The sequence below is a fragment of the Nonomuraea sediminis genome (assembly GCF_018531495.1).
In the GTDB taxonomy this organism is placed as follows: Bacteria; Actinomycetota; Actinomycetes; order Streptosporangiales; family Streptosporangiaceae; genus Nonomuraea; species Nonomuraea sediminis.
Genome location: NZ_JAHDTI010000001.1, coordinates 814949 through 835919 on the forward strand (window position 1 = coordinate 814949; position 20971 = coordinate 835919).

General features: G+C 70.7%; 18 protein-coding genes, 1 tRNA gene and 1 riboswitch. Of the genes, 13 read left to right on the plus strand and 6 right to left on the minus strand.

Features of this window, described 5'->3' with window-relative positions; genetic code table 11:
* Positions 1-42 precede the first annotated feature (42 nt).
* A complete protein-coding gene (locus tag KIK09_RS03835; protein WP_250572502.1) occupies positions 43-1269 on the minus strand; it encodes a right-handed parallel beta-helix repeat-containing protein in 1227 nt (408 codons plus the stop codon).
* 126 nt (positions 1270-1395) lie between these two features.
* Between KIK09_RS03835 and KIK09_RS03840 the strand changes: the two genes are divergently transcribed.
* The 3 genes from KIK09_RS03840 (at position 1396) to KIK09_RS03850 (ending at position 4061) form a co-directional block, all read left to right on the plus strand.
* Entirely contained in the window at positions 1396-1827 is a 432-nt protein-coding gene (locus KIK09_RS03840; RefSeq protein ID WP_308163902.1) for a MarR family winged helix-turn-helix transcriptional regulator, read from the plus strand.
* A 198-nt stretch (positions 1828-2025) separates the two neighbouring features.
* Complete coding sequence (locus KIK09_RS03845) at positions 2026-3237, plus strand: sensor histidine kinase (RefSeq protein WP_250572503.1); 1212 nt, start codon at positions 2026-2028, stop codon at positions 3235-3237.
* Positions 3238-3251: 14 nt separating this feature from the next.
* Complete coding sequence (locus KIK09_RS03850; protein ID WP_214317211.1) at positions 3252-4061, plus strand: SAM-dependent methyltransferase; 810 nt, start codon at positions 3252-3254, stop codon at positions 4059-4061.
* Between the two features lie 4 nt (positions 4062-4065).
* Here KIK09_RS03850 and KIK09_RS03855 read toward each other — a convergent pair whose 3' ends face one another.
* The 3 genes from KIK09_RS03855 to KIK09_RS03865 form a co-directional block, all read right to left on the minus strand.
* Positions 4066-4668, minus strand: a complete 603-nt coding sequence (locus KIK09_RS03855) for a GNAT family N-acetyltransferase (RefSeq protein WP_308163903.1) — start codon at positions 4666-4668, stop codon at positions 4066-4068.
* A 129-nt stretch (positions 4669-4797) separates the two neighbouring features.
* A tRNA-Ala gene (locus tag KIK09_RS03860) sits at positions 4798-4868 on the minus strand.
* A gap of 271 nt (positions 4869-5139) precedes the next feature.
* Positions 5140-6462, minus strand: coding sequence for a cation:dicarboxylate symporter family transporter (locus KIK09_RS03865; protein WP_214317212.1), 1323 nt, complete (start codon positions 6460-6462; stop codon positions 5140-5142).
* 125 nt (positions 6463-6587) lie between these two features.
* Between KIK09_RS03865 and KIK09_RS03870 the strand changes: the two genes are divergently transcribed.
* The 5 genes from KIK09_RS03870 to KIK09_RS03890 are packed head-to-tail and all read left to right on the plus strand — an operon-like array spanning position 6588 to position 13066.
* A complete protein-coding gene (locus KIK09_RS03870) occupies positions 6588-8060 on the plus strand; it encodes an ATP-binding protein (RefSeq protein WP_214317213.1) in 1473 nt (490 codons plus the stop codon).
* The gene (locus tag KIK09_RS03875; RefSeq protein ID WP_214317214.1) at positions 8057-8722 is read left to right on the plus strand and encodes a response regulator; all 666 of its coding nucleotides are present in this window, start codon (positions 8057-8059) and stop codon (positions 8720-8722) included. The genes KIK09_RS03870 and KIK09_RS03875 overlap by 4 nt, the downstream gene beginning before the upstream one ends.
* A gap of 60 nt (positions 8723-8782) precedes the next feature.
* Entirely contained in the window at positions 8783-10819 is a 2037-nt protein-coding gene (locus KIK09_RS03880; protein WP_214317215.1) for an N-acetylneuraminate synthase family protein, read from the plus strand.
* Positions 10816-11796: a glycosyltransferase family 2 protein gene (locus KIK09_RS03885; RefSeq protein ID WP_214317216.1), complete on the plus strand. Its 981-nt coding sequence runs from the start codon at positions 10816-10818 to the stop codon at positions 11794-11796. Before KIK09_RS03880 ends, KIK09_RS03885 begins: the two co-directional genes overlap by 4 nt.
* A gap of 28 nt (positions 11797-11824) precedes the next feature.
* Positions 11825-13066 (plus strand): alpha-2,8-polysialyltransferase family protein, encoded by a 1242-nt coding sequence (locus KIK09_RS03890; protein ID WP_214317217.1) that lies wholly within the window; start codon positions 11825-11827, stop codon positions 13064-13066.
* 63 nt (positions 13067-13129) lie between these two features.
* Here KIK09_RS03890 and KIK09_RS03895 read toward each other — a convergent pair whose 3' ends face one another.
* Together KIK09_RS03895 and KIK09_RS03900 are read right to left on the minus strand one after the other, a co-directional pair.
* Positions 13130-14290: a DUF6716 putative glycosyltransferase gene (locus KIK09_RS03895; protein WP_214317218.1), complete on the minus strand. Its 1161-nt coding sequence runs from the start codon at positions 14288-14290 to the stop codon at positions 13130-13132.
* Positions 14287-15240: a hypothetical protein gene (locus tag KIK09_RS03900; protein ID WP_214318017.1), complete on the minus strand. Its 954-nt coding sequence runs from the start codon at positions 15238-15240 to the stop codon at positions 14287-14289. Before KIK09_RS03900 ends, KIK09_RS03895 begins: the two co-directional genes overlap by 4 nt.
* Positions 15241-15306: 66 nt before the next feature.
* Between KIK09_RS03900 and KIK09_RS03905 the strand changes: the two genes are divergently transcribed.
* From KIK09_RS03905 to KIK09_RS03925, 5 genes are all read left to right on the plus strand, one after another.
* Positions 15307-16131: an aldo/keto reductase gene (locus KIK09_RS03905; protein ID WP_214317219.1), complete on the plus strand. Its 825-nt coding sequence runs from the start codon at positions 15307-15309 to the stop codon at positions 16129-16131.
* 5 nt (positions 16132-16136) lie between these two features.
* A complete protein-coding gene (locus KIK09_RS03910) occupies positions 16137-17093 on the plus strand; it encodes a Gfo/Idh/MocA family protein (RefSeq protein WP_214317220.1) in 957 nt (318 codons plus the stop codon).
* A 75-nt stretch (positions 17094-17168) separates the two neighbouring features.
* A riboswitch (cyclic di-AMP (ydaO/yuaA leader) is annotated at positions 17169-17304 on the plus strand.
* Positions 17305-17317: 13 nt separating this feature from the next.
* Positions 17318-17998 carry a CHAP domain-containing protein gene (locus KIK09_RS03915; protein ID WP_214317221.1) on the plus strand — a complete coding sequence of 227 codons (681 nt, stop codon included), beginning with the start codon at positions 17318-17320 and terminating at the stop codon, positions 17996-17998.
* Between the two features lie 167 nt (positions 17999-18165).
* Complete coding sequence (locus tag KIK09_RS03920; protein WP_214317222.1) at positions 18166-19404, plus strand: RNA polymerase sigma factor; 1239 nt, start codon at positions 18166-18168, stop codon at positions 19402-19404.
* A 224-nt stretch (positions 19405-19628) separates the two neighbouring features.
* Positions 19629-20948, plus strand: a complete 1320-nt coding sequence (locus KIK09_RS03925) for an ABC transporter substrate-binding protein (RefSeq protein ID WP_214317223.1) — start codon at positions 19629-19631, stop codon at positions 20946-20948.
* Positions 20949-20971: the final 23 nt, after the last annotated feature.

Sequence of the window (20971 nt, forward strand, 5' to 3'; positions counted from 1 at the left end):
CATGCGTCGAACGACAGGCGGGGCAATCGACAGCGATTCCCATCAATGTTGGTAGGCGCCCGCGTCCGGGGTGGAGGGCAGCGCCTTGGACAGGGACGACTTGGCCCCGCCGTACCAGTCGGGCGACAGGGAGACGCCGCGGCCGATCGCCGGTGAGCCGGAGCGCAGGTGCAGGTCGGACGTGGAGACGAAGCGCGGGTCTGCCTTGACCGACCTGGGGCCGAGCTTGAACTTGAAGCTGCGGGCCTGGTAGACGCTGCCCGCCTCATCGGCGCCCTTGCCGTCCTCGTACCCGGCCTGGCCGCCGACCGAGATGACGTTGTTGCGCAGCTTGAGTATCGAAGGGCCGCACCCGTCGCCGCAGGACCAGCCGATCGTGTCGCGGGCGGGCAGGGAGACCGAGTTCTGCACGGCGATCGTGCCGAGCACCGGGCCGACGACGTGGCCGGAGCCGCGGGTGACCAGGAAGGAGCCGCGTTTCCTGGTGGAGGTGACCACGTTGAAGGCGAACACGTTGCCGGTGGCGGTCCTGCCCTTCTGCGCGCCCAGCTCGGTGAAGGTCTCGTTGTTCCTGGCGATGTTGTGCAGCACCAGGTTGCGGTCGCCGTTGAACACCTCGACCGCGGCGCCGTCGGTGCTGTAGTCGTGGCTGCTCGCGTAGCTGCCGGTGATGGTGTTGCCGGTGACCAGGTTGTCGTCGCCGTTGAGCAGCACGCCGAACGCGCCGGAGTCGTTGTCGGGTGTGTCGTCGTCGACGCTCATCCTGTTGTTGCCGGTGAGCTTGCTGTCACGGATCGTGTTGTGCGTCCCTGACGGCGTGACCCAGACCCCGGCGATGTTCTTGTCGGCCTGGACCTCGCTCAGCACGTTGCCGTCGCCCGCGACCTCGAAGCCGGCCCAGCGGCAGCCGGTGGCGCGCAGCCCGCTGATGCGCCAGTGGGAGCCGTCGACCAGGACGCACTCCCCCGTGATCTTCGCCAGCGGCCCCTTGCCGTAGGCCTGCGCCACGATCGGCCTGGCCGCGGTGCCCTTGGCCGACAGCTTCAGCTCGCCGTCGAAGCTGCTGCCGCGCTTGAAGCTGATCGCGTCGCCGGGCTTCAGATCGGCCGCGTTGACCTTGTCCAGCGACTTCCACGGCGCCGTGGCACTCGTGCCCGAAGCGTTGTCGCTACCCGCTCTGGAGTCGACGTAGTACGTGGTCCCGGCCCGCTGCTGCAAGGGGACGGCCGGCAGAAGCGCGGCCATGACGGCCACGGACAGCAACCTCATGAGAGCACACCACTATCCAGTTTGGAACGAGAGAAAACGGCAGGCGCCAACGGTAGCGTGATCACCCCTGTACCGCCATAGCTCCGTTCAGCCCTTGAATGATATTTGGGCGATACCATCGGTTCCGTGAACCGAGTCCAGTCGACCTACTCCTTCCGCATGGGCGTGCTGGGGGCGATGGCCGAGGCGCGCTTCGCCGCCCGCATCGACGCGCTGGCCCTCAAGCCCAAGCACGTCGGGCTGATGCTGGCGCTGCAGACCGGCGGGCCCGCCGTACAGCTGGACGTCGCCAGGCGGCTCGGCGTGGCGCCCAGCCTGGTCGTGTCGCTGGCCGACCATCTGGAGGCGCTCGGCGCGATCCAGCGCGTGCGCGACCAGGACGACCGGCGCCGGCAGCTGCTGTCGATCACCGAGGAGGGCGGGCGACTGCTCGGCCGGTGCGCGGAACTGGCCGCCGAGCTGGACGAGGAGCTCACCGAGGGGCTCAGCGAGGCCGAGCGGGACGCGCTCGACGGCGCCCTGCGGACGCTCGCCGCGCGGGCAGGGCTGCCCGCCTGACCCAAGGGCTCATTGAGGAAACTTTTCTTTCTCTCGACATCCGGCTGGGATACCGATTAGTAGCCTCGGGACGTGTCACGCATATGGGCGAGGTCCCTCCGTGGACGGGTCACGCTCATTGCGACCGCCGTAGCCGCGTCCGTCCTGATTCCCGTCGGGGTGGGCGGTGTTCTTGTCGCCCGGTCCGTGGTGGCCGGCATGGTGTGGAAACAGACCAGGGACGCCGCCGCCCACGTCACGTCCGAGCTCAGGGACGGCGACCTTCCCTCCGGCCTGATCCCGCTGTCGGACTCCAGCGTGGATCTGCTGCAGGTGGTCAACCCGGGCGGCACGGTGGTCGCCACGAGCGAAGCGGCGCGAGGGCTCCCGCCGCTCAGTGACGTATGGCCGAGTCCGGACGACCGGATCGTCAGCACCACCAACTGCCTGCGTTCCCGGTGCTTCCATCTCACGGCCGTCCGCCTCAACACCGCCGCCGACTCACCTGTCGTCTACGCCGGACGCACGACTCCCGGCATCCTTTCCACTCGCGTACTGGAGGCCATCGTCTTCATCCAGGTCGCCATACTGACCGGCATCGCAGCCTGGGCCACCTGGCTGGTGACCGGCCGCGCGCTGCGTCCCGTCGCCGAGATGCGCTCGGAGCTGGACGAGGTCAACGCCAGCGACCTGAGCCGCCGCGTCACCGAGCCGTCGGGCGAGGACGAGGTGGCTCAGCTGGCCCGCTCGATAAACGGCACGCTGGCCCGGCTGGAACGTTCCGCCGAGCAGCAACGCCAGTTCGCCTCCGACGCCTCGCACGAGCTGCGCACCCCCATCGCCGGGCTGCGCGCCCAGCTGGAGAGCGCCCAGCTCTACCCCGAGGACACCGACATCAACATCCTGGTGGAGAGCGCGCTGCGCGACACCGACAGGCTCGAGGCGATCATCACCGACCTGCTGCTGCTCGCCCGCATCGGCTCGCGCGTGGACGTCGTCAAGGAGCGGGTCGACCTGGGGGGCCTGGTCCGCGAGGAGCTGTCCGGCCGCGACGACAAGCATCCCGTACGGCTGGCCGTGACGGACGGCGTCATCGTGGAGGGCGTCAGGCTCCAGCTGGCCCGCCTGCTCACCAACCTGCTCGACAACGCCGAGCGGCACGCCGAGTCGCTGGTCACCATCGAGGTCGCGCGGGTGGACGGCACCGCGATCCTGGCCGTGGAGAACGACGGCTCGAAGATCGCCCCTCAGGACCGCGACCGGATCTTCGAGCGGTTCACCCGCCTGGACGCCGCCCGCAGCCGCGACGCCGGCGGCACCGGGCTGGGGCTGGCCATCGCCAGGGACGTGGCACTGGCCCACCGCGGCACGATCACGGCGGAGGAATCGACCCTAGGGCCCCGTTTCGTGCTGCGCCTGCCCGCCGTATAGGGAAAAATGAGGGGATGATCCCCCGCGGCGTGGACCCGCACATCCCCAACGCGGCCCGCATGTACGACTACTTCCTCGGCGGCAAGGACAACTTCCAGGCCGACAGGGACTTGGCCGAGCTGGTCTTGAGCGTGCTGCCCGACGCCAGGGAGGGCACCAGGCAGAACCGCAAGCTGATCGGGCGGGTGGTCCGCTACCTGGTGGAGGCGGGCGTCAGGCAGTTCCTCGACCTGGGCTCAGGGCTGCCCGCGGCGGAGAACGTGCACGAGGTGGCGCAGCGGTACGCGCCGGACGCCCGGGTGGTGTACGTGGACGTCGACCCCGTCGTGTGCGCCCACGGCCGCGCCCTGCTGGCCGGGCCCGGCCAGGTGGCGATGGTGGAGGCGGACGCCAGGACGCCCGCGGCCATGCTCGGGCATCCCGCCGTGCGCGAACTGCTCGACTTCTCCCAGCCGGTCGCGGTGCTCATGATGTTCTTCCTGCACCTGGTGCCCGACGAGGACGAACCGCAGAAGTTCGTCGCCGCCTACCGCGAGGCGCTGGCGCCGGGCAGCTACCTGGCGATCTCGCACGTGGGCTCCGACACCGCGCCGGAGCGCACGACCCGCATCACCGACTTCTACCGGCAGGCCAACCAGCCCTTCTGCCCGCGTCCCCGCGCCGAGATCGAGGCCTTCTTCGGCGACTTCGCCTTCATCGCGCCCGGCCTGGCGACGGGGCTCGGACCCGAGGTCGTCTGGCCCTTCGCCGACCGTGACGACATGCTCTTCCTCGACGAGGAGCTGGCCCGCATGGGTTACGCCGGCATCGCCCGCAAGCCCTGACCGGTCAGCGGGGCGGCAGGCTGGCGTGCGGGGTCCAGGAGGCGTCGCCGGCCATGATGCCGGTGATGGCCCAGCGCTCGTGGTCGCGCCAGGCGCCGTCGATGAACAGCAGGTCGGGCGAGACCCCCTCGTAGCGGAAGCCGAGACGCCTGACGAGCTTGATGGAGGCCTGGTTGTCCGGCTGGATCTGCGCCTCCAGCCGGTGCAGCCGCAGCTGCGAGAAGGCGTAGCCGAGCACCAGCCCGACCCCCTCGGCCATGAGCCCCTGCCCGGCCGACGGCGCGAAGGCCGCGTAGCCCAGGGAGCCGTTCTGGAAGCGGCCGCGGATGATGCTGTTGATGTTGACCGATCCCGCGATGGCGCCCGTGTCGCGGCGGCAGACCAGCAGCCCCTGGTTGGTCGTGTGGTCGAAGCGCCGCAGGTAGGTCTGGAACTCCTCGGCCGTGCCCGGCAGCGACATCCACGGATGGTGCAGCGCCGTGCTGGCGTGCACCAGCTCCACGAACTCGTCCTGGTCCGCCGGCCCGATCGCGCGCAGCGTGACCCGCGAACCGTCGTCCACTCCGGCCAGAAAGGCCTCGATCTCCCGTGCCGTCTCAGAATTCACAAAACGGCATGGAACCAGAGACGCGGGTGAGAGTCGAACTCGTTCAGGCCGCGGTCGCGGGCGGGTGGTTACGGCGGTGCCGTGGTGACCATCCTTCGCCGGCCGTGCACCTGTCGGCGACCGCGGCAGTGGATCGGCAGGGACTCGAACCCTGAACTCCTGCTTGCAAGGCAGACATGATTCCTTTTCACCATCGACCCAGGAGAATGCCCGTCGCGGATCCCGGCCGATCGGGTCCCACGGGCTCTGCCTCAGAGACGGCAGCTTCCGAGGTGGCAAAGACAAAGCCGCCCGGAGCGGTGCTCCGGGCGGCTTCGCGATGACGTCATCGGGTCATACGGAAGCTCTCCGGAGCATGCGGCCGCACGCGTGTTCGGCGCTCAGCGGGAAGGCCGGGTTCGGCACGGTCAGCTCCTTTCCTGTAAGAACGTGATCTACGGTAGCCCCGGGATTCCGCGGCCCGCCACGCATTTATCGCGCGGCGGCGGTGACTAGTTCCGGCTTGTCCTCGGGTCCCTCGTCCAGCAGGGTCGCCTCGTCGAAGGGCAGGTCGCCCGCGAGCACCCGGTCGAGGCGTTCGCGGTCCAGCTCGCGGGTCCAGGTCCCGATGAGGACGGTGGCGACCGCGTTGCCCGCGAAGTTGGTCAGCGCCCGCGCCTCGGACATGAAGCGGTCGATCCCGACGATGAACCCGACGCCGTCGACCAGGTCGGGCCGGTGCGACTGCAGCCCGCCGGCGAGCACGGCCAGCCCGGACCCGGTGACGCCGGCGGCGCCCTTGGACGCGATGACCATGAACACGAGCAGCCCGACCTGCTCGCCGATCGCCATCGGCTTGCCGCTCGCCTCGGCGATGAAGAGCGTGGCCATGGTCAGGTAGATGGCGGTGCCGTCCAGGTTGAAGGAGTACCCCGTCGGCACGGTGATCCCGGCCACCGTACGGCTGACGCCCAGGTGCTCCATCTTGGCGATCAGCCGTGGCAGCGCGGCCTCCGACGAGGAGGTCGACAGGATGAGCAGGAACTCGCGGCCCAGGTACCGCAGCAGCGACCAGAGGTTGATCCGGGTCATCGCCCACAGCAGGCCGCCGAGCACGACGCCGACGAACAGCAGGCAGGTGACGTAGAAGCCGATCATGATGATGGCCAGCGACTTGAGCGCGTCCAGCCCGGTGGCGCCGACCACGGCCGCCATGGCGCCGAACGCGCCGACGGGCGCGGCCCACATGACCATGGCCAGGATGCGGAAGACGAGCCGCTGGACGTGCTCGACGGCGCGCAGGATCGGCGCCCCCTTCTCGCCGAGCGCCAGCACGGCGAAGCCGGCCAGCAGCGCCACCACCAGCGTCTGCAGCACCTGCCCCGAGGTGAACGCCGACACCAGCGTGGTCGGGATGATGCCGAGCACGAACGTGGTCGTGTCGGTGGCGCCGCCCTCGGCGGCCGAGGACTCGGCGACCTTCTTGCCGGCGTCGGTCAGGTGGAGCGTGGCGCCCGGCTCCAGCACGTTGCCGACGAGCAGGCCGATGATCAGCGCGACGGTCGACATGACCAAGAAGTAGCCGATGGCCAGTCCGCCGACCTTGCCGACGCGGGCGGCCTTGGTGACCGAGCCGACGCCGAGCACGATCGTGACGAAGATGATCGGGCTGATCATCATCTTGATCAGCGAGACGAAGCCGGTGCCGAGTGGTTTGAGCGCCTTGCCGACATCCGGCCAGATGAAGCCGACGAGGATCCCGAGCAGGACCGCCGCGATGACGGCCAGGTACAGGTAGCGGGTGCGATCACGCATGGGGGGTTCTCCGGGCTGTGCGGGAAGTTCTGGCGCTGCGACTATGCGCCCGGGCGTGACGCAGGTCACCATTGCGTAAGTTTCGTTCACAACCGGACCCGTGAACGCGTGAAGGGAGGGGTCGGATGCGCCGCCTGAGCCTGGCGGGACAGATGCTGGTCCTGCAGTTGCTGGTGGTCGCCGTGGCCGTCGTCGGCGGCGCCGTGCTGGCCCTGGTGCAGGCGCACGAGCTGCTCACCGACGAGGCGGGCGGTACGGCTCGCGCGGTCGCGGTGAGCGTGGCGAACTCCCCCGAGGTGCTGGCCGCGCTCGACGAGCCCGACCCGACCGCCGAGCTGCAGCCCTACGCGGAACGGGTGCGGCTGGCGACCGGCGTGGACTTCATCACGATCATGAAGCCGGACGGCACCCGCTACACGCACCCGAACCCTGCCGAGATCGGCAAGCGGTTCCTCGGCCACACCGAGGCCGCGCTGGCGGGCCGGACGTTCACCGAGACGTACCGGGGCACGCTTGGCCCGTCGCGGCGGGTGGTGACGCCGGTCATGCGGAACGGCGAGGTGCGGGCGCTGGTGAGCGCCGGGATCAGCATCGACCGCATCAGCGCGCGGCTGCGCGGCCAGCTGGCCTGGGGCGCGCTGATCGCGCTGCTCGCGCTGGCGTTGGGCGCCGGGGGCACGTGGCTGGTGACCGTACGGCTGCGCAGGCAGACGCACGGGCTCGGCCCGGTGGAGCTGGGGCGCATCCACGGGCACCACGACGCGGTGCTGCACGCCGTACGGGAGGGTCTGCTGCTGGTCGGCAAGGACGGGACACTGACGCTGTGCAACGACGCGGCCAGGACGCTGCTCGACCTGCCGCCCGACGCGGAAGGGCGGCCCGTGGCGGAGCTGGGACTGCCCGACCACGAGGAGGAGCGCATCCTGCTGATCGGCGAGCGGGTGCTGGCCGTCAACTCGGCGCCCAGCAGGCTCGGTACCGTGGTCACCGTGCGCGACCACACCGAGCTGCAGGCGCTGACCGGGCAGCTGGACGCCGAGCGCGGCTTCGCCGACTCGCTCAGGTCGGTCGCGCACGAGTCGGCCAACCGGCTGCACACGGTGATCACGCTGGTGGAGCTGGGGCGGTCCGGCGAGGCGGTGGCGTTCGGCACCAAGGAGCTGCGCACGGCCCAGCAGCTGACCGACAGGGTGATGGGCGCGGTGCGCGAGCCGGTGCTGGCCGCGCTGCTGCTCGGTAAGAGCGCCGAGGCGGCCGAGCGCGGCGTGGAGCTGGTGATCGGGCACGACACCGAGGTCGACGACGTGGGCGTCGACCCTGGCCAGCTGGTGACCATCGTCGGCAACCTCCTCGACAACGCCATCGACGCCGCGTCCAAGGTCGAGGTGGACATCCAGGTCAAGGCCGAAAATTTGATCATAAAAGTCAGCGACGACGGTCCTGGGCTGACGGGGTCCGACGCCTTCACCAAAGGGTGGACGACCAAGGGCGACGGGCACGGGCTCGGGCTCGCCCTGGTGGGGCAGGCGGTCAGGAAGCTGGGCGGGACGATCGAGGTCGCCGGGTCGGCCTTCACCGTGAAGGTGCCGGTCGGATGATCGACGTGCTGGTCGTCGAGGACGAGGAGATCACGGCCGAGGCCAACCGCATCTACATCGAGCGGGTGCCGGGCTTCCGGGTGGCAGGGGTGGTCCGCTCGGGCGGGGAGGCGCTGCGCTTCCTGCGGCACACGCCCGTCGACCTGATCCTGCTCGACCTGTACCTGCCGGACATGCACGGGCTGGAGGTGTGCAGGGCGGTGCGCGCCGGCGGGCTGATGTGCGACGTGATCGCCGTGACCTCGGCCCGCGACCTGGCCATGGTGCGTTCGGCGGTGTCGCTGGGCGTGGCGCAGTACCTGCTCAAGCCGTTCACCTTCGGCGCGCTGGCCGAGAAGCTCACCCGCTACGCCCGCTTCAGGCAGGAGGCGGGGCAGATCGTGGCGCAGGGCGACGTGGACCGCATGCTGGCGACCCTGCGCGGCAGCTCGGAGCTGCCGAAGGGCATGACGCGGGACACGCTCGACACCGTCGCCGCCCACCTGCGCGACCACCCCGACGGCCTGTCGGCGCAGGCCGTGGCCGACGCCACCGGGGTCTCCCGGGTGACGGCCCGGCGGTACCTGGAACATCTGGTGGACACGGGCGCGGCGGTACGGCTGCCGCGCTACGGCGGGGTCGGACGGCCAGAACTGCTCTACCGGATGCCCACACGCAGTTAAGACGCAGTTAAATTCGGGCCGTTAGCTTCCCAGTGCACGTAACGCACTTGAGGAGTCACATTGCGAGTCCTGGCCGTAGTTCCCGCCCGCGGAGGTTCGGCGGGCGTACCCCTGAAGAACCTCGCACCGGTCGGGGGGATCCCGCTGGTGGCCCGCGCGGTTCGGGCGTGCCTGCGGGCCGAGCTGATCGACCGGGTGGTCGTCTCGACCGACCACGCGGGGATCGCCGAGGTGGCCCGGGAGGCCGGGGCGGAGATCGTGGAGCGGCCCGCGGAGCTGAGCGGCGCGACCGCCTCCAGCGAGTCCGCCGTGCTGCACGCGCTTGCCGCGATGGACGAGGAGCCCGAGGTCGTCGTGCTGGTGCAGTGCACCAGCGCGTTCATCAACCCGGCCGACCTGTCGGCGGCCGTGCGCATGGTCCTGGACGGCGAGGCCGACTCGGTGGTGTCGGGCCTGCCCACGCACGAGTTCCTGTGGACCGCCGCGGGCACCGGGATCAACCACGACCCGGCCGTCCGCCCGCGCCGGCAGGACCGCGAGACCCAGTTCAGGGAGAACGGCGCCTTCTACGTGATGCGCACCGCCGGACTGCGCGAGTCGGGCCACCGCTTCTTCGGCAAGGTCGCCGTCCAGCCCGTGCCCGCCCAGCACGCCATCGAGGTGGACGACCCCGAGGACCTGGAGCTCGTGCGCGCCCTGGCGCCGTTCCTGGACGAGCCCGAGCCCATCGACGTCGACGCCGTCATCACCGACTTCGACGGTGTGCACACCGACGACCGCGCCTACGTCGACTCGGACGGGCGCGAGATGGTGCTGGTCAGCCGCTCCGACGGGATGGGCATCGCGCTGCTGCGCCGCTCCGGCGTGAAGCTGCTCGTCATGTCGACCGAGCACAACCCGGTGGTGGCCGCGCGCGCCCGCAAGCTGGGCGTGCCCGTGCTGCAGGGCCTGGCCGAGAAGCGGACCGTGCTGCGTGACTGGCTGACCATCGAGGGCCTCGACCCGGCGCGGGTGGCCTACGTCGGCAACGACGTCAACGACCTGGGCCCGATGGCCGAGGTGGGCTGGCCGATCGCGGTTCCCGACGCGCACCCCCGGGTCCGGGCGGCCGCGCGCGTGGTGCTGTCCAAGCCCGGCGGCGAGGGAGCCGTACGCGAGCTGTGCGACCGGGTGATCGCGGCGCGGCCCGAGCCGCCCGTGGCCGAGGTCAAGACGCGGCCCAGACTGGGCCCGGTGGAGATCGGCGACGTGCGCGTGGGCGACGGCGAGCCGGTCTACATGATCGGCGAGATCGGCATCAACCACAACGGCGACCTGGACATCGCCCGCAGGCTGATCGACGTGGCGGCCGACGCCGGCTGCCAGGCGGTCAAGTTCCAGAAGCGCACGCCGGAGATCTGCGTGCCGCTGGAGCAGCGCGACCAGATCAGGCAGACGCCGTGGGGCGAGATGACCTACCTGGAGTACAAGAAGCGGACCGAGTTCGGCCGCGACGAGTACCGCCAGATCGCCAAGTACGCCGACGAGCGCGGGCTGCACTGGTTCGCCTCGCCCTGGGACGTCCCCTCGGTGGAGTTCCTTGAGGAGATGGACGTCCTGGTGCACAAGGTGGCCTCGGCCAGCGTCGCCGACCACGAGCTGCTCCGGGCGCTGGCCGCCACCGGCAAGCCGATCATCCTGTCGACCGGCATGTCCACGCTGTCGGAGATCGACGCGGCGGTCGAGATCCTCGGCACCGACAAGCTGATCATGATGCACTCGACCTCCACCTACCCGCTGCCTCCCGAGGAGGCCAACCTCCGCACGATCACCACGCTCAAGGAGCGGTACGGCGTGCCGGTCGGCTACTCCGGGCACGAGCGCGGCCTGCAGATCTCGCTGGCCGCGGTCACGCTGGGCGCGGTCTGCGTCGAGCGGCACATCACGCTGGACAGGACCATGTGGGGCTCCGACCACGCGGCCTCGCTGGAGCCGGCCGGGCTCGAGCACCTGGTGCGCGACATCCGCATCATCGAGCAGGCGCTCGGTGACGGCGTGAAGCGGGTCTTCCCCGGCGAGGAGGCCCCCAAGGCCCGGCTGCGCAGGGTCACGGTGTGATCGCTCTTTCCGTCGTCGTCCCGGTGCGTGACGGGGAGCGCTTCATCGCCGACGCGCTCGGCTCGCTCTGCCGCAACACGCGCCGGGACTTCGAGTTCATCGTGGTGGACGACGGGTCGGTCGACTCGACCGCGGCGATCGTGGAGGACTTCCGCGCCGACCTGCCGGGACTGTCCATGATCCGCAACGCGTCCCCGGTGGGGCTGGCCGACGCCCGCAACGTGGGCCTGTCGGCCGCCACCGGCCGGTACGTGACGTTCATGGACGGCGACGACTGGCTCGCCCCCGGCTACCTGCACGACCTGGTCGCGGCCATCGACGGCCTGGGGTGCGACTTCGTCCGCGCCGACCACGTGCAGGTGGAGGGCCGCAAGCGGGTCGTGCACCGCGCTCCGCTGGCGCGGCGGGGCGTGGTGCTCGACCCACGCGAGGCGATCCTGCCCGCCGGGGTGCGGACCATGGTCGACTACCCCTACGCCTGGGCCGGGGTCTACCGCCGCTCGCTGCGTGACCTGCTGCAGTTCCCCGGCTCGCTGCACACGGCCGAGGACCGGCCGTGGATCTGGCGCCTGCACAGGGAGGCGGCCACGTTCGCCGTGGTGTCGCTGGCCGGGGTGTTCTACCGCAGGCAGGTGGCCGGGTCGCTGACGCAGGTGGGCGACGAGCGGCAACTGCACTTCTTCGACGCGTTCGAGCTGGTCTTCAAGGACGTGGAGCCGGAGTTCCTGCCGAAGGCGGCCAGGAACTTCCTGGCGCTGCTCGCCCACCATCTGGAGATCGCCGACCGGTTCACGCCGCCGCTGCGCGCCCGCTTCACCGAGCGCGGCGCGGCGATGGTGCGGGACATACCGGTGGAGCTGGCGGTGGAGGCGATCTCGCGGATGGCGGTGGAGCGCGAGACCGCGATCCGCGCGCTGGTCCCCGACCTGCCGCCGGGCCCGTCGGTGCGGGTACGCCGCGACAAGGAGGAGCCGTGAGCGGCACGGCGACGACGAGGGGGGCCTCATGACGCAGGTGTTCTACGCCTCGACACTGTTCGGGGCGATGTCGCTGGCGGCCGCGATCGACGCGGGCGAGTTCGGCCCGCCGGAGCGGCGGCTGCTGATCGTGTCGACGAACTCGGCGATCCCCGAGGTGACCGTGCCGCTGGACCGCACGCCCGGCTTCGCGGTGCTGCGGTCCCGCTTCGCCGAGGTGCACTCGTGGAACGACCTGATCGCGCCGCTGCACCCGTCGGACTGGAAGGCGCGGATCATCGAGGTGCCCATGCTGGAGCGCCTGATCCGTTCCCACCTGAAGCTCGACGAGGTCAACGAGCTGGTCCTGGAGTCGATCGCGGTGCCTCCTGCGCGGACGATCGCCGGGCTGGTGCGGGACTGCCCGATCACGGTCTACTCCGACGGGCTGATGAGCTACGGCCCGACACGCGACCCGCTGCCCGCCGAGATCTTCCGCCGCATCACCCGCCTGCTCCACCTGGACCTGGTGCAGGGGCTCAAGCCGTTACTGCTCAGCGAGTACGGCGTGCCCGCCTCGCCGCTTCCCGACCGGGCCTTCCTCGAGGTGGTCGACCAGGTGGCGGCCACGGCGCCCGACATGATGGCCGGGCAGGCGGTGATCCTGGGCCAGTACCTGTCGGCCCTGGAGATCGTCACCCCCGAGGAGGAGGCCGGCCTGCACGAGTCGATGCTGCGCGGCCTGGCGGCCAGGGGGTACGCGACCGTGGTGTTCAAGCCGCATCCCGCGGCCGGGCGCCGCCACGCGCAGTTGCTGCGGGGCGTGGCCGACGAGCTGGGCGTGAAGCTGGTCGTGGCGGGCGAGAGCGTGCCCGCCGAGGTGTGCTTCTCCGCGCTGCGGCCGGACCTCGTGGTGGGCTGCTTCTCGACCGGGCTGGTCACGGCCAGGCGGCTGTTCGGGCTGGAGGTGGCCGCGCTGGGCACGGAGCTGGTGCTCGATCGGCTCGCGCCGTACGAGAACAGCAACCGCGTGCCGGTCACCATCGTGGACGCGATGCTGCCGCGGCTGGCGGCCGACGGGTCGATCAGGCAGCCGCCGCCCGTCGACCTGGCGCGGCTGGTGCACGCCGTCGGCTACTGCATGCAGGCCGAGGCGTACCCGGAGCTGCGGCCGGAGGGGATGGAGCTGGATCCCCGCTACTTCAAGCGCAAGCGGCTGGAGACACTCGGACTGGCGCCCAAGCCGTCCACGATCACCCGCCTGCGCAGGAAGCTCACCTCGACGCGCTGAGCAGCCGGGCAACGCGAACGGCGGCGACCGGAAAGGTCGCCGCCCTTCGCGGGGCCGGGGAGGTCAGCGCCGGACGATGTACCGCGTGATCTTGCGCTTGGCCCGGTAGCCGACGCGCAGGAGCCCTGGCCGCACCTCCACCCGCAGCCGCGCCCTGCGCCGGGCGGCGGCGTGCTCGGGGCCGTCCATGAGCGAACGGGCGGGCACGAGCGGCCCGATGACCAGCGCGGTCAGCAGCGCCACCCAGCTGTCGCGGTCCGCGGGGTGGAAGTAGTTGGCCGCGCACCAGGCCGGCGAGGCCGTCCTGAAGTCGCCCCGCTCCAGGTCGTCGAGCGTGCCGAGCACGCCGCTGCCCTCGAACACCAGGTTGATCATCTCGGCGCTGACGCCGAAGTCCTCCAGGACCAGCAGCGGCACGTCCTGCGCGATGGCCTCCAGCGCGGCCGTGGAGCTGACGGTGACGAAGCCCTCCGCCCTGGAGAGCTGCTCGTGCATCGGCCCGGCCGCGAAGGCCAGCCTGCCCGGCTCCCCCAGCTCGCGCCAGAGCCGCTGGTAGTGGTGGCGCTCGTTGTGCGTCTGCCGCTCGTCCTCCAGGGCGCGCAGCTTGACCACGACCTCCAGGTCGGGCCTGCGCTCGGCCAGCGCCGCCAGCGACAGCAGGATGCGCTCGCGCTCCTCCCGCTCGCGCGGCACCTTCGCCTGCGTGGCGAACACCACCCGTTCCTTGGTCCGGCCGCCGGCGGCGGCGCGCAGGAACGGCAGGCGGGCCATCCCCACCGCCCCGCCTCCCCCGAGCCTGGCCGCGATCTCGCCGAACTCGGCCACCTCCCGCTCGCTGTGCACGACGAACAGGTCGCAGCCGCTGCGGTAGAGCCAGGCCTTCTCGGTGGCGGGCACGGAGATGCCGGGCAGCCCGGTCACGAACACCGGCCGCGGCCGCAGCCCGGCCAGCACGTCGGCGGCCAGCACGTCCACCACGGGTCCCGTGCAGGCCAGGATGATCACTTCGGGTCTGTCGCGTTCCGCCGCCCGCCTGAGCGCGCGCGCCGACAGCACCGGCGGCACGGGCCGCTCGCCCACCGCGGCGGCCAGCTGCGCGGGCGAGGGCGCGATCGGGGTGCGCACGACCGCCAGGTCGGTCACGCACCCGTCGGGCAGATCGTCGAGCAGGCTGGCCACCCACTTCAGATACGAGTCCGAGTCGGCAACGGCCAGCACTCTCACCTGGGCACTCCTGTCAAATGCGATCTCAGGGCCGGGGCGGCCCTGCTGGTCCACCACTCGTCGGGCACGTCCACCGGTTCGACCGCGACGCCGCGCGGCCCGAGCAGGACCCGCAGCGAGGTGATCGCGGTGGACGGCAGGCTCACCACCCGCTGGCCCGCCTCCAGCCCGCGCAGCGTCAGCTCGGCCGGGGCGCCCGCCTCGTGCACGGTGATGCCGGGCCGGTCGCGGATGATCGCCACGTCGCCGGGATCCTCGCGCCGGTGCGGGAAGTAGGCCAGCGGCTCGCTGTCGGCCAGCTCGGCCAGCCAGCGCAGGTAGCTGTCGCGGTGCACCAGGCCGTTGCGGACCAGCGAGGTGCCGAGCACCACGGTCCGCTCGGGCGGCGTCGGCGTACTCTGCGGCTGCGCGCGCAGCCAGCCGAAGTCGTGCTTGACCAGGTTCACCCCGGCCGCCGCGACGCCCTGGGCCAGCTCGGCGGGGACGGGCAGGGCGGTGAAGACCGACACGCGGCTGGCGTGCAGCCGGATCGCCGCGGCCAGGCCGAGCAGCTTGCGCAGCCGTCCCGGCTGGGCGCGCGCCCGCAGCAGCGGCTGGTACGGCCCGGCCGCCAGCAGCTCGAGCAGCCGCAGCGTCGCCAGCCCGTCGTCCACGATCACGATGGGGCCGGGCCCCGAGAGCAGCCAGCGCACCTGCACCCGCCCGGAGAACGCGTCGCCCACCGCCTGCACCTTGCGCGGCATCCGCTCGAGCGGCTCGGCCAGCTCCAGCCCCTTGGGCAGGGCGAGCTTGGCCAGCTCCCTGCGGGTGACCTTGAGCGGGCGCAGCCCGGCGCGCGGCACCACCCTGGTCTCCTGGCCGAGCAGTCCGGCGTGGTGGGCCTCGACGGCGCACAACATCTGCAGCGGCGACTCCACCCAGGCCGACGCCGGCTTGCCCCATTGGTTCATCACGACGGCCCCAAGGTAGCCAGGTCACCTGAAGCCGCAGGGAACGCCGCGTGAACAATGGATCGCATGAACTCGCTCATGCTCAACACCGACGGCGTGCAGATTCCGCAGCTCGGGTTCGGCGTCTGGCAGATTCCCGACCAGGAGGCGGAACACGCGGTGACGACCGCGCTCGAAGCGGGTTACCGGCACATCGACACCGCCCGCATCTACGGCAACGAGGCGGGCGTCGGCCGGGCCATCGCGGCATCGGGCATCCCGCGCAAGAAGCTGTTCGTCACCACCAAGCTCTGGAACACCGACCACGGCAGGGTCGAGCAGGCCTACGACGAGAGCCTGGCCACGCTCGGGCTCGACTACGTCGACCTGTACCTGATCCACTGGCCGGCACCCAAGCAGGACCGATACGTGCAGGCTTGGCGAAGCCTGGAAAAGATCTACCGCGAGGGCCGGGTCAAGGCCATCGGTGTGTCGAACTTCACTCTCGACAACCTGGAGCGGCTGGACCGCGAGGCCGAGCTCACGCCGTCGATCAACCAGATCGAGCTGCACCCGTACTTCCCGCAGAAGCAGTTGCGCGCCTACCACACCGCCAACGGCATCCTCACCGAGGCGTGGAGCCCGCTCGGCCAGGGCCGCGGGCTGCTCGAGGAGCCCGCGCTGACCGTGCTCGGCGACAAGCACGGCAAGTCGCCCGCCCAGATCGTGCTGCGCTGGCACCTCCAGCTCGGCAACGTGGCGATCCCCAAGTCCGCCACGCCCTCGCGGATCCGCGAGAATGTCGACGTCTTCGACTTCCTGCTCGACGACGAGGACATGGCGGCCCTCGGGGCGCTGAGCAAAGGCACACGGCTGGGGCCCGACCCGGCGACCTTCAACTGGATGGGCTGATCTACATGGCGGACTTAGGGTGGGGCATCGCGGCGACCGGCGGCATCGCCAGGACGGTGGCCGAGGTCATCGCGGCCGAGCCGGGGATGCGGATCGCGGCCGTCGCGTCGCGCTCCCTGGAGCGGGCGGCCGCCTTCGCGGCCGAGTTCGGCGGCACGGCGTACGACTCCTATGACGAGCTGTGCGCCGACCCCGCGGTGGAGGCCGTCTACGTGGCCACCCCGCACGCCCAGCACCTGGCGGTGGCCGAGGCCGCGATCGCGCACGGCAAGGCCGTGCTGTGCGAGAAGCCGCTGACCACCTCCGCCGCCGACACCGAGCGCATGGTACGGCTGGCCCGCGAGGCCGGGGTCTTCCTGATGGAGGCCATGTGGATGCGCTTCAACCCGCTGATCCGCCTGGTCAAGGAGTCCGTGACCGACATCAGGTCGGTGCAGGCGTCGTTCGGCTTCGCGCTGCCCTTCGACGCGGCGCACCGGCTCTACGCGCCGGAGCTCGGCGGCGGTGCGCTGCTCGACCTGGGCATCTACCCGTTCGGGCTGGCGCAGCTGCTGCTCGGGCAGCCCGCGTCGGTGCACGTGACCGGTTCACCGGCACCCACGGGGGTGGACGCGGAGGCGGGCGGCGTGCTGATCTACCCGTCCGGCGCCCGGGGGCTCGTGGACGTTTCTTTGCTCGCCGACTACCCGAACACGGCCAGCGTCGTGGGAGCTTCCCTGCGCGCGGAGATCGACGCGCCCTTCTGGGCACCCCGCCGGATCGTGCTCTCAGGGCCCGGCGTGGAGCCGTCCGAGCACCTGCTCGATCCGGCCCAGAACGGCTACGTGGGCGAGGTTCGCGAGGTCCGGGACGCACTGGCCGAGGGACGCACGGAAAGCCCTGTCATGCCGCTTGATGAGAGCCTCGCGATGGCCCGGTTGCTGGACGACGCCCGAGGTCAAGTCTCTAAACTTTACCTTTAGGGATTTGTCATCCTCTTGCCATCTGTATTACTTTTTCCAAGTCCGGGCAACCAATTCGTTGCCACATCACAGGAAACCCTGTGACCGCTGAGTCCGCCAAGTGCGGAGCCGGGGACCCACGTCCTTGGGGTGAATCGGCACCACGGTGCCGTAGGGCAGCTTCCACGCCCGAACCCGTCAGCTAACTCGGTAAGCGGCATGGAAGCAAGGAGAACCCCCACCAGATGGTGAAGCATCGTCTTACTCGTGCCCCCAAGCTTGGCTACGCTCGCGCCGTTCTCGGAGCAGCGGTCCTGACCACCGCCTTCGGCGCCCACGCGGCCGCCCCCGCCAGCGCCTCGGTGAAGTCCCCCGCCGCGTACGTGATCACCGACGAGAAGCACACCACCCAGTCGCACACCCTCAAGGCCAAGGTCACCGCGGCCCAGGTGCTGTCAGTGGCTGCCAAGCAGATCGGCACGAAGGAAAACGCCAACGGTGGTGGGACCAAGTTCCAGAAGTGGTACATGAACTCCCCCCGGGCCATGGAGACCGTCAAGCGTGACGGCGGCAGCAAGCGGGACTACCTCAACGCCGCCTGGTGCGCCATGTTCGTCTCCTGGGTGGGCGAGCAGACCGGCGCCCGTCCCACCGTCGGCTGGGACGCCTACACCGTCACCTACGCCAAGTGGTTCAAGAACAACCACCGCTGGGGCCAGACCCCCAAGCCCGGCGCGGTCGTGTACTACGCCTGGAGCGGCAGCAAGGACCTGGACGACATCGACCACGTCGGCTTCGTCGTCAAGAACAACCACAACGGGACCATCACCACGATCGAGGGCAACACCGGCAACGGTGAGGTCGAGCGCCGCGTCAGGCCCACCTCCCAGGTCGTCGGCTACGGCTACCCCGACTACGCCTCCTGACTTCCCCCGCTTCGAGCCCCCGGCCTGCCCCCAGGCTGGGGGCTTCTGGCTGAAAAGAGCCCCTCGAGGCGTCCTCCCAGGGTGTCCTGCCGATCGAGATCCTGTCGCCCCGTACCAGCGCGGGCTCGCGGTTGCCAGTGGGGGCGGTGAGCTGCTGAGATGGGCCGGTGACCGACGCTCATCGCACGGTTGAGGCCGTCTGGCGGGACGAGGCGGCCAGGCTGATCGCCGGGTTGACCGGGCTCGTGCGGGATCTGGGGCTGGCCGAGGAGCTGGCGCAGGACGCCCTGGTGGCCGCGCTCGAACAGTGGCCGGAGACGGGCGTGCCACGCAACCCGGGCGCGTGGCTGATGACGGTGGCCAAGCGGCGGGCGATCGACCTGATCAGGCGGCAGCAGAACTACGAGCGCAAGCTGGCCGAGATCGGTCACGCCCTCGACGACTCCGAGCACCTGCCCGAGGTCGACGAGATCGAGGACGACCTGCTGCGGCTGGTGTTCACCGCCTGCCATCCGGTGCTGTCGACCGAGGCGCGGGTGGCGCTCACGCTCAAGGTGCTGGGCGGCCTGACCACCGAGGAGATCGCCCGGGCGTTCCTGGTGCCGGAGCCGACGGTGGCCCAGCGGATCGTGCGCGCCAAGCGGACGCTGGCCGACAAGGGCGTGCCGTTCGAGGTGCCGCAGGGCGCGGAGCTGGCGGGCCGGCTCTCGTCGGTCCTCGAGGTCATCTACCTCATCTTCAACGAGGGCTACTCGGCGACCGCCGGCGACGACTGGATGCGGCCCGGGCTGTGCGAGGACGCGCTGCGCCTCGGCCGGGTGCTCGCCGGGCTGATGCCCAAGGAGTCCGAGGTGCACGGGCTGGTGGCGCTGATGGAGATCCAGCAGTCGCGTTCGGCCGCCCGGTCGGGACCGTCGGGCGAGCCCGTGCTGCTGCTCGAGCAGGACCGCACCCGCTGGGACCGCCTGCTCATCGCGCGCGGCCTGGAGTCGCTGGAGCGCGCCGAGGGGCTCGGTGGCGGGCACGGCCCCTACGCGCTGCAGGCCGCCATCGCCGCCTGCCACGCCAGGGCGCTGACGCCCGAGTCGACGGACTGGCCGCGCATCGCCGCCCTCTACGAGGAGCTGGCCCACCTGTCGCCCTCCCCCGTCATCGAGCTGAACCGCGCGGTCGCGCTGTCGATGGCCTACGGCCCGGCCGTGGGGCTCGAGCTGATCGACCAGCTCGTGGACGACCCCTCGCTCAAGGCCTACCACCTGCTGCCGAGCGTCCGCGGCGACCTGCTGTTCAAGCTCGGCCGTCTGGCGGAGGCACGCGCGGAGTTCGAGCGCGCGGGCACGCTCACACGCAACGAGCGCGAGAAGGCACTCCTCGCCGCCCGCGCCGAAGCCTGCGACCCCGCCTGACCCACCGCCCTGGCGCGGATGCGCGGTAACAGCACGAATGAGATGGGAGCGCTCCCAACTACATCTTTGGGGCCTTTCTCCCCAAATCTCCTGTTCGATGGCACGTTCGGTAACGGTTGCGTTGCGGTGGATTGACGTGTCTGGGCGTCGCGGGCACTCTTGCTGGGAGCGCTCCCAACTCCTCCCACCTCCCACCCACGACCCACCCAGAGGGGCAAGGAATCATGACCTACAAGCGCTTTGCCGCGGCTGGAGCCGTGGTCGCCGTGCTTGCCGCCACCGTCTCGTGCGGCAGCGGCTCCACCTCCGCACCCAAGACCTCCGCGGCGGCCGCGCAGCCAGTCACGATCCGGGTGCAGACCTTCGGCGGCGGCAGCAACTTCGGCTACAAGAACGCCATCACCAAGTGGAACGCCGAGCACAAGGACATCCAGATCAAGGAAGAGCACCTGACCGACCAGTTCGAGCAGCAGTACTGGCCGCAGATGATCCAGTGGCTGCAGGCCGGCAACGGCGCCGGCGACGTGGTCGGCATCGACGAGGGCGGCATGGGCCTGGCCAAGGCGCACCCCGAGTGGTGGGCCGACCTGAAGGAGTACGGCCTGGACGCCCGCAAGGCCGACTTCCCCGCCTGGAAGTGGGAGAACGGCGTCAGCGCCGACGGCAAGCTGTTCGGCCTGGGCACCGACATCGGCGGCATGAGCGTGTGCTACCGCACCGACCTGTTCAAGAAGGCGGGCCTGCCCACCGACCGCGAGAAGGTGAGCGCGCTCTGGCCGACCTGGGACGACTTCATCAAGGTCGGCCAGCAGTTCCAGGCGAAGGTCAAGGACAGCAGGTTCGCCGACGGCACCAACACCCTCTACCAGGTGGTGCTCTACCAGGAGGCCGCGAAGAACGGCAACGTCATGTACTTCGACACCTCCAACAACCTGATCGTCGACAAGAACCCCGCGGTCAGGACGGCCTTCGACTTCGCCACGAAGATGAGCAAGCTCGGCCTGACCGCCAAGCTGCGCAACTTCACCGACGAGTGGGCCGCGGGCACGCAGAAGGGCGCCTTCGCCACGCTCGGCTGCCCGTCCTGGATGCTCGGCGTGGTCAGCGGCAACGCCGGTGACGGCGGCAAGGGCAAGTGGGACGTGGCCGCGGTCCCGGGCGGCGGCGGCAACTGGGGCGGCTCGTGGCTGGCCGTACCCAAGCAGACCAAGCACCCGAAGGAGGCCGCGCAGGTCGCCGACTACCTGACCAGCGCGCAGACCGAGGCGAGCATCTTCACCGACTTCGGCAACATGCCCAGCAACGCCAAGGCGCAGCAGGACGCGGCCGTGCAGGGCGCGAAGAACGAGTTCTTCAACGACGCGCCCGTGGGCGACATCTTCGCCAAGTCGGCGGCCTCGCTGCAGCCGGTGTTCCTCGGCGTCAAGCAGGCGCAGGTCAAGAACGCCATCGAGTCGGTGATCCAGGGCATGGACGACGGCTCGGTCGCCTACGACAAGGCCTGGCAGCAGCTCGTGGACGACGCGGTCAAGGCCGCGGGCTGACGGGTACGGCGGACCGCTCCCCA

Excerpts from the sequence above, each read along its gene's own strand:
- KIK09_RS03905 (WP_214317219.1), top strand. The coding sequence starts at position 15,307 with ATGAACTCGCTCATGCTCAACACCGACGGCGTGCAGATTCCGCAGCTC.
- KIK09_RS03845 (WP_250572503.1), top strand. The coding sequence starts at position 2,026 with ATGGTGTGGAAACAGACCAGGGACGCCGCCGCCCACGTCACGTCCGAG.
- KIK09_RS03875 (WP_214317214.1), top strand. The coding sequence starts at position 8,057 with ATGATCGACGTGCTGGTCGTCGAGGACGAGGAGATCACGGCCGAGGCC.
- KIK09_RS03870 (WP_214317213.1), top strand. The coding sequence starts at position 6,588 with ATGCGCCGCCTGAGCCTGGCGGGACAGATGCTGGTCCTGCAGTTGCTG.
- KIK09_RS03890 (WP_214317217.1), top strand. The coding sequence starts at position 11,825 with ATGACGCAGGTGTTCTACGCCTCGACACTGTTCGGGGCGATGTCGCTG.
- KIK09_RS03925 (WP_214317223.1), top strand. The coding sequence starts at position 19,629 with ATGACCTACAAGCGCTTTGCCGCGGCTGGAGCCGTGGTCGCCGTGCTT.
- KIK09_RS03850 (WP_214317211.1), top strand. The coding sequence starts at position 3,252 with ATGATCCCCCGCGGCGTGGACCCGCACATCCCCAACGCGGCCCGCATG.
- KIK09_RS03865 (WP_214317212.1), bottom strand. The coding sequence starts at position 6,462 with ATGCGTGATCGCACCCGCTACCTGTACCTGGCCGTCATCGCGGCGGTC.
- KIK09_RS03915 (WP_214317221.1), top strand. The coding sequence starts at position 17,318 with ATGGTGAAGCATCGTCTTACTCGTGCCCCCAAGCTTGGCTACGCTCGC.
- KIK09_RS03910 (WP_214317220.1), top strand. The coding sequence starts at position 16,137 with ATGGCGGACTTAGGGTGGGGCATCGCGGCGACCGGCGGCATCGCCAGG.
- KIK09_RS03900 (WP_214318017.1), bottom strand. The coding sequence starts at position 15,240 with ATGAACCAATGGGGCAAGCCGGCGTCGGCCTGGGTGGAGTCGCCGCTG.
- KIK09_RS03835 (WP_250572502.1), bottom strand. The coding sequence starts at position 1,269 with ATGAGGTTGCTGTCCGTGGCCGTCATGGCCGCGCTTCTGCCGGCCGTC.